The organism is Pseudomonadota bacterium (assembly GCA_026388315.1).
Classification (GTDB): domain Bacteria; phylum Desulfobacterota; class Syntrophorhabdia; order Syntrophorhabdales; family Syntrophorhabdaceae; genus MWEV01.
The window spans coordinates 30,981-43,189 of the sequence record JAPLKA010000049.1; the positions used below are offsets into that span (position 1 = coordinate 30,981).

General features: G+C 45.8%; 11 protein-coding genes. 6 read left to right on the forward strand and 5 right to left on the reverse strand.

Features of this window, described 5'->3' with window-relative positions:
* Position 1: 1 nt before the first annotated feature.
* Together NTX75_06065 and NTX75_06070 are read right to left on the reverse strand one after the other, a co-directional pair.
* Positions 2-433 (reverse strand): hypothetical protein, encoded by a 432-nt coding sequence (locus tag NTX75_06065; protein MCX5815795.1) that lies wholly within the window; start codon positions 431-433, stop codon positions 2-4.
* Positions 434-503: 70 nt separating this feature from the next.
* The gene (locus tag NTX75_06070) at positions 504-1,508 is read right to left on the reverse strand and encodes an L-threonylcarbamoyladenylate synthase (protein ID MCX5815796.1); all 1,005 of its coding nucleotides are present in this window, start codon (positions 1,506-1,508) and stop codon (positions 504-506) included.
* Positions 1,509-1,579: 71 nt separating this feature from the next.
* Between NTX75_06070 and NTX75_06075 the strand changes: the two genes are divergently transcribed.
* The 6 genes from NTX75_06075 (at position 1,580) to NTX75_06100 (ending at position 7,716) form a co-directional block, all read left to right on the forward strand.
* Entirely contained in the window at positions 1,580-2,728 is a 1,149-nt protein-coding gene (locus NTX75_06075) for a cytochrome c3 family protein (GenBank protein MCX5815797.1), read from the forward strand.
* A complete protein-coding gene (locus NTX75_06080; GenBank protein ID MCX5815798.1) occupies positions 2,725-3,330 on the forward strand; it encodes a cytochrome b/b6 domain-containing protein in 606 nt (201 codons plus the stop codon). The genes NTX75_06075 and NTX75_06080 overlap by 4 nt, the downstream gene beginning before the upstream one ends.
* Before the next feature lie 82 nt (positions 3,331-3,412).
* Positions 3,413-4,657: a multiheme c-type cytochrome gene (locus NTX75_06085; GenBank protein ID MCX5815799.1), complete on the forward strand. Its 1,245-nt coding sequence runs from the start codon at positions 3,413-3,415 to the stop codon at positions 4,655-4,657.
* A 14-nt stretch (positions 4,658-4,671) separates the two neighbouring features.
* Positions 4,672-5,430: a rhodanese-like domain-containing protein gene (locus NTX75_06090; protein MCX5815800.1), complete on the forward strand. Its 759-nt coding sequence runs from the start codon at positions 4,672-4,674 to the stop codon at positions 5,428-5,430.
* A gap of 3 nt (positions 5,431-5,433) precedes the next feature.
* A complete protein-coding gene (locus NTX75_06095) occupies positions 5,434-7,290 on the forward strand; it encodes a cytochrome C (protein MCX5815801.1) in 1,857 nt (618 codons plus the stop codon).
* Positions 7,291-7,608: 318 nt separating this feature from the next.
* Positions 7,609-7,716, forward strand: a complete 108-nt coding sequence (locus NTX75_06100; protein ID MCX5815802.1) for a flagellar biosynthesis anti-sigma factor FlgM — start codon at positions 7,609-7,611, stop codon at positions 7,714-7,716.
* Here the strand turns inward: NTX75_06100 and alsS are convergent.
* The 3 genes from alsS to NTX75_06115 all read right to left on the reverse strand — a co-directional run bounded on the left by alsS (position 7,713) and on the right by NTX75_06115 (position 12,186).
* Entirely contained in the window at positions 7,713-9,389 is a 1,677-nt protein-coding gene (gene alsS, locus NTX75_06105) for an acetolactate synthase AlsS (protein MCX5815803.1), read from the reverse strand. The two genes, NTX75_06100 and alsS, sit on opposite strands and share 4 nt — an antisense overlap.
* 49 nt (positions 9,390-9,438) lie before the next feature.
* Positions 9,439-10,287, reverse strand: coding sequence for an acetolactate decarboxylase (budA, locus tag NTX75_06110; protein ID MCX5815804.1), 849 nt, complete (start codon positions 10,285-10,287; stop codon positions 9,439-9,441).
* Positions 10,288-10,989: 702 nt separating this feature from the next.
* Positions 10,990-12,186, reverse strand: a complete 1,197-nt coding sequence (locus tag NTX75_06115) for an aminotransferase class I/II-fold pyridoxal phosphate-dependent enzyme (GenBank protein MCX5815805.1) — start codon at positions 12,184-12,186, stop codon at positions 10,990-10,992.
* Between the last annotated feature and the right edge of the window lie 23 nt (positions 12,187-12,209).

Sequence of the window (12,209 nt, forward strand, 5' to 3'; positions counted from 1 at the left end):
CTCACCTTGCTTTAATGATTTTTACAACCTTACCATCTTCAAATTCAACGTAGATAGTGTTCTTATTGTCGGGCAGGATTTTCCATGATGGCACGTATGTCCAGATAATCTTATTTTCCGGTGTTTTGCTTACCATGTCAGGTTCTCCAAGTTTTTTTCTCACTTCATCTTCAGTCATTGAAATGACAGCATTATCCAGGGCAGGATGTCCTTTTTTTGCATTTTTGGATGAACTGCAGGAGAAGAGGAGCGCTACACATAACAAAACAAAAAATGCTTTTAAAAATAAAGGTTTTTTCATAGTTTTCCACAATTTCTGTGGATAAGTTGTGTATAAGTTGTAGGCTTCATCTTCTAACATATTGATAACGTTTAGTAAATAGTTATTCTGCCGAGAAACGTTGCGATAAAAATCTCTAATGTTTTCAAGCATTCTCTGTATCAACCCCCTTTTAAATATACCCTTTTCACAACCATTAAGTTACCATGAATAACCTAAATTATCAACGGGTTGTATGCGTGTATTTTTTAGATGCCTTCCTGAGCCTGTCCATCATGGCTTTGCCGAGACCCACCTCCGGCACCTTTTCGGCGTAAATTATTTCAACACCTTCATGATCCAATTCGATAAGGAATGAAAAAAAGTTCGCCGCTGCCTCCCGCATGTCCCCTTTTTCGGAAAGCACTTTGATAAACTTTGATTTTGGCTTCACCCGGGGCATCTGAAAGGCAAGGAACGATGACTGCTCGCAAACAATTTCATCAATTGCATTAATAATCTTCAGGGGTTTCGCAGGTGCATAGTGATATGGCAGCTCTCCGGGAGATTCGCATATCCCGTCTTCCCCCTTCTCATGTATAGGCACGGCTATCTTATAAAGGTCTTCAACGCTGATCGCCCCGTGTCTGTGGATATAAATCCCGTCAGCCCTTATTGAGATTATTGTGGATTCTATCCCGAAAACACTATTCCCGCCATCTAAAATGAGTGGCAACCTGTCTCCCAGCATCTTTACGACATGGCTTGCCTTTGTGGGGCTCACATACCCAAAAGGATTGGCGCTCGGTGCAGCGATTGGTCTTTTAAACTCACGGAGCAGGTTCAATGCAACCGGGTGGGATGGCATTCTTATACCTACAGTCTGAAGACCCGCAGTCACTATATCGGGCACAATATCCTTCTTTTTCAGAATGATTGTCAGGGGGCCCGGCCAGAAGGCATCAATCAGCCTTTTGGCCTCTGGCGGAACATACTCAGCCAGGTCAGAAAGCCAATCCTTTTCGCCTATGTGTACAATAAGCGGGTCAAACCTCGGGCGCTTTTTTGCCTCAAAGATCTTTGCAACCGCATAGGGATTAAAGACATCCGCACCAAGGCCATACACCGTTTCCGTGGGAAATGCAACAATATCGCCATTTCTTAAAAGCTGAATGGCCTTTTTTATGGCTGAGGATTCATGACCGTTGAGTAACTGCATGGCAATAACTTTAAAACAAGCTATCACCATTATATGTAATAGTCAACGCTTACGGCTTGTTTCTATTTACAATTATTTGCTTTGTTAGTACCATTAACCCGATGATCGCCATTCTTATCCTTGTGCTTCTTTTCCCTTTGACTCTACACGGGACAATAACGTCAGATGAATGTCTCGGGTGCCACGATAAATACAAGGAGTACAAACACGGGAAAGCTGCATGTGTTGATTGCCACAGCAATATAAGCACCATCCCGCACGAAGAAAAACTTGAGAAACCGTCATGCAACAGGTGTCATAGTAAAACCGCCGGGCGTTATTCCAAAAGCGTACACTCAAAGAAGAATGTTGCATGCAAGGATTGTCACAATACACATTTTATAACAGCCGGCAGGGGAACGTGTGTCTCCTGCCATGAAGATTTGTATAGAGTGTATAAGGAAACCTCTCATGCAAAAAAAGGTGCGGCAAAATGCGCTGATTGCCATAATCCTCACAGCCTTACGCCTTACAAAGAGCTCAGTTCACAGGAGCGGATGGCCGTTTGCTCGCGTTGTCACAAGGACTATCTCGCGAAACATAGCTGGCTGCCCAACACCTTGCTCCATTTCAATCACCTCGAATGTTCCACCTGCCACAGTCCTGATTCAACAAAGAGCATGGTTTTTTATTTTAAAACAAAAGGAGGTAACAAAAATCCTGAGCTCACATACGGTGATATCGAAAAAGCTCTCGGGAGTAAAAAAGAAATCGTATCCATAATCGACAGGGACGGTGACGGCATTGTCTCCTGCAAGGAATTGACCGGTTTCTTTACCGGTCTTTCAAAAAGAATCCAAAAAGACATTTTTCTCGATAGCTCTATCGTTGTCACCAAAGTCCATCATGTCTATTCGGAAAAAAGCCGCAAACAGAGGGTTTGCGCTTCCTGCCACTCAGAGAATGCCCCATTTTATGAATCCATGTACCTTGCAATCCCCGGAAAGGACAGTCATACCTATATTCCGGTTAAGGGAACAGTATTGTCAGCGCTTCCTACATCGCTGTTTATCGACATGTGCCTGTTAGGTGAAAAAAAGATAAAGGTAAAAGATATTAAGGAATTTTTCAAAACAACACAGGGGAAAAGAGGAGATATCATTAATGAACTCGGGTTTAAGTTGCTTGACCTCATCGGGCTTCTGGTTTCTGCAGCAATACTGGCTGGCATTGTCATTCATGGAATATTGAGGATTATGGTAAGGAAATGAGTAACATATACCTTCATCCGCTCCCGTTGAGGGTATGGCACTGGATTAATGCCTCCATCGTCTTCGTGCTCATCGTGACCGGTATCCAGTTAAGAATCCCTGATATCCACATTTTTGAGAGTTATAGCATTGTGGTCCTGATTCATAAGTGTTTTGGCTTTGCTCTGGCAGGGTCCTTTCTTTTCTGGCTCTTCTATTACATATTCACCGGCGGGTTTAAAAAACATTACCGTTTCAATCTGAACGACATCAGAAATATGCCACAGCAGGCCCTCTACTACTCGTTTTCGATCTTCAAGGGAGGGAAAAACCCCTTTCAACCTACACCTGAAAACAAATTTAATGCCTTACAGAAAATTGCCTACCTCTCCGTCATGTTTTTATGTGTTCCTGTCATTACAATTACAGGTATTCTCTTCAGCGATATCCTCTATTTCTTTTCGTGGATCAGGGCCATCGGGGGTGTACGGATTCTCGATACAATCCACGTTGCAGCAGCTTACGTGTTTGTCTTCTATCTTCTCGTACACCTTTACATGGCAACCCTGGGACCAAAGGTTCACTCCCATATAAAGGGTATGATAACGGGATATGAGGAATAAGCAGGCGCAAAAGCATTGATACAGTTTTCGCTATGATTTCTTGACACAAGTTGCCTTATCTGCTATCTAAAGGTTTATATTCATGAAATTCACTTACTTCCTTATGTTTATCATGCTTTTTGCAGCATATTCCGCTGCGGGAAATAACGAAAGCTGCATTCAGTGCCACACAGATGAATCGATCATGAAATCACTTGTAGAGATACCCATTACTAAAGGAAATACCGGTTCAAACGCTGCTATCGGTCCGGCCGGACCACCCCCTTTAATCAGGTCTGAAACTTACTATAAGAGGTACTACATCGACAAGGTTGTACTCGATAAAGACCCGCATTTTGGAAACGGGTGCACCACCTGCCATAAGGGTGATGAGAAATCGACTGACCAGGAAAAAGCACACAAAGGTATTGTAAAGAGACCTTCTGCCGATTTAAAGGTGTGCGGCGACTGTCACGATGACATTGCCAAAACCTATCAGAGCTCATTGCATTATACAGCTCAGGGGCTACTCAGCAAGATATCCAGAAGGTTCTCAAAAAAAGAGGAGAAGGTTTTTACAGAAAAGGCCTTCGGGCAATCCTGCAAGAGCTGCCACGCCTCGTGCGGTGATTGCCATGTCAGCTCACCGGCCATCGACGGAATACGGAACAGTTTTTTAAGCGGACACAGGTTTGTGAAAAAGGATGAAGGGAAGACCTGTGCCGTCTGCCATGGCGGAAGCATCTACCCGGAATATACCGGTAAATACAACGGGAGTCCCGATGTTCACTACCAAAAAGGACTAATGTGCACAGACTGCCACAAAAAAGGACATCTCCACGGCGACGGCAATGTATACGCAAACAAGGACGATGTGAAGAACCGCCCAAAGTGCAAAGATTGTCACAAAATAGGAGCAGAGAAAAAAACCACAGCAAGATTAGCCCATTCAAAGCATGATGGAAAGGTAAGTTGTTACGGATGTCATGCCCAGGATGAATACCGTAACTGCTCCGGTTGTCACGAAGGAAAGACTTCTTCTTCGAAGACCGGTTTTATCCTCGGCGCTGATCCGGGAAATAATAAGCTCCTTACCACCTTACGGTTGATACCCATCTCACGGGAGACCTTCCTGAAGGCAGGCATAAGGATGGAGCAATTTGATGCGGTCACAGATTACAGGGCCACCCCTGTTCACAACATAAAAAAGATAACCGGGAGAACCCGCTCATGCGATGTGTGTCATGTAAATAAAAAGGGATTTCTCACAAAGGAGTCGCTTATAAAAAACGGCTCGAAGGCCAATGAAAGTCTGATTTTCAGGATGCCTCCTTTGGATATCAACTGAATAAGGGAAAAGTGATGACAAGCGAACTCCACAATTTCAGAAAAATAGCGAACATTGTAATCAACATTGCTATCCTGTTTTTCTTTCTTTCCTGTACTGCCACCCCTCCCCGGACGAGTGAACAAAAATACATAAACCCGGAAAAAGTTATCTCTCTGATAAAAGAAAAGAAGGCTGTGGTTGTTGATACGATGAGTTATCTCGAATGCATGGATCACAGGATACCGGGTTCTCTCTGCATAGCCCTTGAAGAGTTTGAAAACAAATCACCTGCGTTGCTCAAGGACAAGAAGCAGACCACAATCTTTTACTGCGAATCAGAAGAATGTCCAAGGGCAGGCTTGACATATGAGAAGGCCAAAACTGCCGGCTATGAAGACATATACATCCTTGAAGGTGGGCTGTCGGCATGGAAAAGAACGGGCTATGAGGTGGAAACAGTTGAGCGGATTAAAAGAGCGCCTGTAGTGTCCATCAAACCCCGTGTGCTAAAGGCTCTGGCAATGGAAAAGAAAGGCCTGTTCGTCCTTGATATCCGTTCTGAGGATGCATTCAAGGCAGGTCACATAGATGGTGCGATCAATATCCCCCTCTACACATTACATAAAAAACTCAAAGAAATACCGAAAAACCGGCCTGTCATTGTCGTTGATGAGAGCGGGAAAAGGTCCTTTCTCGCATGTTGTTATCTCATCAATAACGGTTTTAAGGATGTGGTAAGGCTCTATGGGGGGATGAAACACGAAGAACCCCGGAAGGGGAAAAAGGGATAGTATATGACAGATAAAAGCTGGACTATAGCCCTTTTGCTCTCTGTTTTTCTTTTAATGCTTTCCGGCCACGCCTACCCCTCCAACGTAAAGATAAACTGTACAGACTGCCATGACAACAATAAATTCAAGACCCACTACAAAGGATCGGTACATGGAAATATCGGGTGCACAGGCTGTCATACAAGCTTCGAGAGTTTAGACAGACATGTCATTTTAAAAGAAAAACCTCTTCTGGTCTCCTGCGGAAAATGTCATAGTGAGGTTGAAAAGGCATACAAAAACAACTTCCATTACCTCTATGAGGATTTTCGTTGCTATGACTGTCACTACGAAATCCACTCACTAAAACCGGAAAAAGACAACTTCAAGATCGCCGTAACGAAAAACTGCACAAAATGTCACGCCAACAATGAGTATGTTCTATCAGGTCATGGCGCTGCAGTCATGAAAGGGAATAAAGATTCAGCAACATGCAGTGACTGTCACGGTTTGCACGATACAAAGGCTTACCATACGTCCAGCGAGAAGTATGCCCTGGAGGCGCGGGAATTTTACAACAGGACGTGTAAGTCCTGCCACTCTGACAGGGAAATGATGAAACGGAATAACCTTTCCCCTGATACCGTCAAATACTATGAAGAAACATATCACGGCAAGGTACAGGATTTGGGATACCCCACAAGCGTTGCCGGGTGCGCGGACTGCCATACCACACACAATATCCTTGCAAAAGACCATCCTGACTCGTCAATAAACCCGAAGAACCTGACAAAGAACTGTGAAAAGTGCCACCATGGAATACATCCACGCTTTGCCGAATACAAGGCACATCCCGATTACAAAGACAGGAAAAGATACCCATTGTTGTACCTAAGTTTTATCACCATGGTAGCACTCCTCCTGACAACATTCGGTTTCTACTGGACCCACACCCTCCTCTGGTGGAGAAAAGTTTACTGGGAAAAACATAGACTGGAAGAACTCGGTATAAAGCCTGAAAGCCCATTTACCCATGAAGAAGGTATTCAGGAAATCAGGCGGTTTTCAATAAAAGACCGCGTGATGCACCTCCTTCTGATTCTTTCCTTCTTCGGTCTCGTCATAACCGGTTTTCCCATAAAATACCACAGTACGCCCTGGGCAAAAGTCCTCATTCAGGTTATGGGTGGAGCCCATAACGCAGGCTTGTACCACAGGGCGGCAGCAATCGTTCTTATCGGGCTGTTTTTTATTGCCCTGTGGAGATGTCTCCATTTTATCTTTCCGAAGGGTTTCGGCAGAGAAGGGAGGAAAGGATGGATGGAGAGGCTCTTCGGACCTGATTCCCTTATGCCTAATATCCATGACTGGCAGCAGTTCAAGGGTATGGTAAAATGGTTTTTCAACAAAGGTGAATACCCGAAGTTCGATAGATGGACCTACTGGGAAAAATTTGACTTTCTTGCCATCTTCTGGGGTATGGTTATCATCGGTGGTTCAGGGATCACCCTGTGGGCCCCGGAAACGGCATCGTATATATATCCCGGATGGGTCTTTAATATTGCAAGTATCTTTCATTCTGAAGAAGCGCTCCTGGCGGCCATCTTCATATTCACGGTCCATTTTTTTAATACACACCTTATTCCTACGAAATTTCCCATGGACCCTATCATCTTTACGGGCAGTTATAAACTCGAGGAATTATGGAGATTCAGAACCCTTGAATATGAAAGGTTGGTGAGGGAGAAGAAACTTGATGACCTGAAGATCAAACACCCGGGCATATCGTTGAAGCTTATCTCGTCCATGTTCGGCCACGCGAGCCTGTGGATTGGCCTTCTTTTTACCCTTATTCTCCTGTGGACCTTCTTCTTTGCCTAACCAGCCCATAAATTCAAAACGGCTTGTTACCTTCCTGTCTTTGTTGTCTGTATTCCCTGGCCTGCTTTAAGACCTTTGCACGGTAAAACAACTTTACAGGAAGGAGTGTGTGCCTGCGAGTTAGCACCTACCGTTGATGTTTGAAAACCCTCAGATATAGATTGTTACCATGAGAAAGAGAGAACACAAAGATTAACGGGGGCTGCAAGACGTCCGCTGGATTTTTTTGTCAGGCGATAATTTTTTTCTCATTGCCCCTCTGTCCCCATAATCATAATCATCCAAAGATTAGCCCCTCATCTACCGTCCCCTCTTTCTATGGTGGATAGCATCAAGGAAGCGATACAAAACGGCACCTATAACGTAAAAGGCGAACTGGTAGCAAGGGGTATCCTCAAGAACAGCCTCCTGGATGAGATACTCTAATTCCCCACTTCCTCATTCACGGCTGCACAAAGACTCTGATTGCCGCTATAGTCAATGGGAATATCAACAATCACGGGCCCGGTCAGATTAAGGGCCCTTGAAAGGACAGTGGCAATCTCGCCGGCACTGTTGATCCGCAACCCCGTTGCACCGAAGGATTCAGCAAATTTCACAATGTCCACGTTTCCAAACTCTACACCAAAGGAGCGGCCATACTTGAGCTGCTGCTGTATTTTTACCATATCATAGCTCCCGTCCCGCCATACGAGATGGACAAAATTACACTTTTCGCGTACCGCTGTTTCCAGCTCCATTGCCGAGAACAGGAACCCTCCGTCCCCTGACATGGAGATTACCTTTTCTCCCGGACGCGCAAAGGTAGTTGCAATTGCCCAGGGGAGAGCTACCCCTAATGTTTGCTGTCCGTTGCTGAATAGCAACCGGTGTGGTTCATAGCTGACAAAATATCTGGCCATCCATACATATATTGAGCCGATATCGCAGACCACAGTGACATCGTCACCTATGAGATTTCTCAGTTCGTAGATGAGCCGCAGGGGGTGTACGGGGAACCCTGATTGTCTTGCGCCCAGCGCCTTTGTTTCAAGGAGGGCATCCTGAACCTCCATTACCAAGGGGTTTGCCGTGGGGTCATCAGCGCGTGGTTTGAGATACCTGGCAAGTTCGTTAATATTTGTCGCGATATCACCAAGCAGTTCCATTTCGGGCTGATAGTGCCTGTCAATAACAGGGATGTGTTCATCTATGCTGATAATAGTCCCGTCTCTGCCTTTGTTCCATGTTTCGGGGTCGTATTCAACGGGGTCAAATCCAACGGTGATTACCACATCAGCCCTTTTTAAGAGCCTATCGCCCGGCTGGTTCTGGAATATTCCGAGACTGCCGGCATAACAGTTAAAGAGTTCCCTGGGAAGTACACCGGATGCCTGGTAGGTATTAACAAGCGGCATGGGATATTCGTTCAGCAGCCCTCTTAATGCCTGTGCTACTTCACGCCTGCTCGCAAAAACCCCCGCAAAAACAACAGGCGTTTTTGCAGCATTGATGATCGCGGCAGCCTTTTTCACATCGTTCACATTGAAGGTGCCTCCTCCGCCCGCCCGCGCGGCTTTGATCGGAACGGCATCGACAGCTCCCATAAGGATATCCTGGGGAAGGCTGATGAATGAAGCGCCTAACGGCGGCAAGGTACTCTGACGGAAGGCGTTCACCACAACCTCGGGGATGCTGTTACCGTCATAGACCTCAACGGCATATTTGGTAACGGGCTGCATGACCGCAATATTATCAAGGCATTGATGTGTTTTTATATGTCGCATCCCGCGCCGGACGTTTCCTCCCAGGGCAACGAGGGGGTATCCGTCACATGTGGCAGTTGAGAGGCCCGTGGTAAGATTGGTCACACCCGGACCCGATGTGGCAAGGCATACCCCCGGCGTGCCCGTTAAAAGGCCGAACATCCCTGCCATAAATGCCGCATTTTGTTCATGACGGCACAATATTAAACGCGGACCATGGTCTGCAAGCACATCGAATATGGTGTCTACCTTTGCGCCTGGAATGCCGAAAATATATTGAACACCCTGTCCTTCAAGGCATTGTACCAGTAATTCTGCCCCGTTCCTTGCCTTAGAAGTGTTTTTACTATTCATGGATACCCTCCTTTTTAGCGGGTAAATCTCTTTCCGTTCGGGGATGCGGTCATTTTTCTGCTTTATCTAAATCCTTACCGATGTCCCGTGTCAGATCAGCGGTGAGATAGTCAAGTGTGACAGGCAAGCCTACATCGAGTTTCGGTACATGCTGAACGCCTATGCGCGCCTTTTTCAACGAACATTCAATTAAATGGCCGCCGTGCCGACGGTCTTCCGTGAGGAAGTGCAGGTGATAACCCGGCGCATTGAGCGATTCCATAAAGCGGGGGGTATAGAATCCGGCAAGGCAGCCCTGAACATCATAGAAATCAAAAACGGGCTGGTTCTTTGTCGCCTCAACGAGCGGCTTATAATTTTCCGACCGTGGAACCGCCCTGGTTCTGACATGGCTGAATGTACCATCAATCCGAATTGCATAAAGCATATTTTCTGAAGGAATGAGTGTGTTAAGGAGGTCATAAAATCCCTTGGAGCTGTGGTTTTCCTCAATGTCATCAAAGGTGTCGGGGTTAAAGAAGGTGACACAGGCAAAGGGCGACCCTTCATCATCTTTCACATCGTAAACATTACCATCAGACCTTATCTGGTAGACAATTCCATCAAGAATAACCATCTCCCCATCAAGGTAATTGAACGTTCCCAGGCCAAAGTCGCCATGTTCCTTTATAAGGGCCATGGTGGTGTTCGCTACATAAAGACCCTCAACGAGCGCATTGATGGGCGCGGAGAGAAACACGGCATTAGCTCTCTGTTCATCGGAAAGGAATCTTCTAAGTGCCTGTTCGGTCAGGACAGCTGCCGAAAACCCCGTACGTTCCGCTGAAATCGTGAGCTGCTTCAGCAGATCGTCCGGTAAAAAAACCTCAAGTTTTGAAAGGGCTGGGTTGTCAATCATAGTTTTCCTGGAACTTTCTCAATTTTTATGTCCAAAAGGGTACTTATTGTATAACTATATAGTCGTGTAGAAATTTGCTTTTCAGCTTGCGATATGAATAACACAAGAAAGGCAAACTATCAATACGAACGTACCGAGTTTTATGGTCAAAAACTCAATAATATCTACCCGTGTGTTGATTGCCAATTATAATGTTGTTACGTATAGCAGTTAATAATTACCAATTCAAAAACTGGATATTCTACGAAAATCAAAAGCTGTTTAGTACAGGAAGGGACAATCGAGGGAGGCGGCGAAGAGATACCCCTGTGAAATGGGGAGATTTCCCTGCTGAATTGCCGCCTGAATCTCATCAGGAAGTTTTAATAGCGATAACGTGCAAAACAAGGTGGGATAAGACTTTTTCGGAGACTTCAATAATTGCTTTCACTGTGAAAGCAATTTCCTCCGATATGTCTTCTGGCCTCCGTTCGTAAGCCACCAACTCGCTCATAAGGCTGTCCACACTGTACCCCTTACTCTGCCTGTGGCCTGGGTTGCGGCACCTGTCTGCGGTGGACACGCACAGGCATAATATGCTTTACTTGGCGAGTTCACGAACGAGAGGGGGAGGCCGGGTACCTGCTTGCGGGTGGGGCTTGGCTACCGGAGGGGGCGACCCCCTTACGGGGACAGGTACAAGCCCCTGTAATAGAACGGTTTTCATTTCAGGGTGTTGAGCCAAGCATCTAATCGCTCGCATCCGAGTTTTAGCATATCCAGGCTGTTTGCATAGGAAAAACGGACATGAGAACCGGCTTTGTAGAATCCGAAGTCATAACCAGGCGTTAAGGCAACCTTTGACTCCATCAATGCCCTCTCTACAAATTCCATGCTGTCTATGCCCCATTTTCCTATACCGGCATAGACATAGAAGGCTCCTTCAGGGTCTATTGGAATGTGAAAACCCATATCCTTGAGCCTCGGAAGCATAAAGTCCCGCCTTTCCTGATAGGTCCTTCTCATCTTTTCCAGGTCATCTTCAACATGGAAGGCCTGCAGGGCTGCATACTGAGATATAGACGGAGCTGATATAAACACGTTCTGGGCAACCTTCTGTACGGACCTCACGAGCTCAGGGGGTACCACCATCCACCCGAGCCTCCACCCTGTCATAGCGTGAGTCTTGGAGAAGCCGTTGATTACTACTATGTCATCCGAGATGGTGAGCGCTGTTTTCGGTCTTTCTTTATAATAAAGTCCGTTATACAGTTCATCAACAATGAGGATTTTACCTTTTGAGGCAATATATTGGTAGAGATTGGCCATTGTTTCTTCCCTGTATATGTTTCCTGTAGGGTTTGAAGGGGTCGAAATGAGAAGGACATGGGGCAGCTTCTTTAAACCTCGAAGGTGATCAATCGTAACCTCGAAGAAGGTTTCTTCGGTGATGGGTATGGGAAGTATTTTTGAACCAACGACAAGTGCAAAGTTTTTATAACAGGGGTAGCCGGGGTCTGAAACTGCCAGCGTTCTCACACTGTCAAGCAGGATTGCTGACAGCAGCAAAAATGCGCCCGATGCCCCGTTTGTAATAATAATCCTCTCGGGGGGCACGTTCACCTTGTCTGTTTTTGCATAATATTCTGATATTGCCTCCCTCAGTTCGGGTATTCCAAGGCTGTGGGTGTAGAATGTCCGGTTTTCCCGGATTGCTCTGATTGCCTCTTCTTTTACGTTGAGAGGGGTTGCAAAATCAGGCTCTCCCACTTCCATGTGGACAACATGTTCGCCCTTCCTCTCAAGTTCTTTTGCCTTTTCAAGGAGTTCCATCACATAAAAGGGGGTGATTTTACCGGCCCGGCTGACAGTGGTAATGGGTTTTCTGATGCTGGATTTTTCGTTTCTATGGTTAGTCATAAAGGCAATTTAGCAAAATATCG

Excerpts from the sequence above, each read along its gene's own strand:
- NTX75_06115 (MCX5815805.1), bottom strand. The coding sequence starts at position 12,186 with ATGACTAACCATAGAAACGAAAAATCCAGCATCAGAAAACCCATTACC.
- budA (MCX5815804.1), bottom strand. The coding sequence starts at position 10,287 with ATGATTGACAACCCAGCCCTTTCAAAACTTGAGGTTTTTTTACCGGAC.
- NTX75_06090 (MCX5815800.1), top strand. The coding sequence starts at position 4,672 with ATGACAAGCGAACTCCACAATTTCAGAAAAATAGCGAACATTGTAATC.
- NTX75_06070 (MCX5815796.1), bottom strand. The coding sequence starts at position 1,508 with ATGGTGATAGCTTGTTTTAAAGTTATTGCCATGCAGTTACTCAACGGT.
- NTX75_06065 (MCX5815795.1), bottom strand. The coding sequence starts at position 433 with ATGCTTGAAAACATTAGAGATTTTTATCGCAACGTTTCTCGGCAGAAT.
- alsS (MCX5815803.1), bottom strand. The coding sequence starts at position 9,389 with ATGAATAGTAAAAACACTTCTAAGGCAAGGAACGGGGCAGAATTACTG.
- NTX75_06080 (MCX5815798.1), top strand. The coding sequence starts at position 2,725 with ATGAGTAACATATACCTTCATCCGCTCCCGTTGAGGGTATGGCACTGG.
- NTX75_06085 (MCX5815799.1), top strand. The coding sequence starts at position 3,413 with ATGAAATTCACTTACTTCCTTATGTTTATCATGCTTTTTGCAGCATAT.
- NTX75_06075 (MCX5815797.1), top strand. The coding sequence starts at position 1,580 with ATGATCGCCATTCTTATCCTTGTGCTTCTTTTCCCTTTGACTCTACAC.
- NTX75_06100 (MCX5815802.1), top strand. The coding sequence starts at position 7,609 with ATGGTGGATAGCATCAAGGAAGCGATACAAAACGGCACCTATAACGTA.
- NTX75_06095 (MCX5815801.1), top strand. The coding sequence starts at position 5,434 with ATGACAGATAAAAGCTGGACTATAGCCCTTTTGCTCTCTGTTTTTCTT.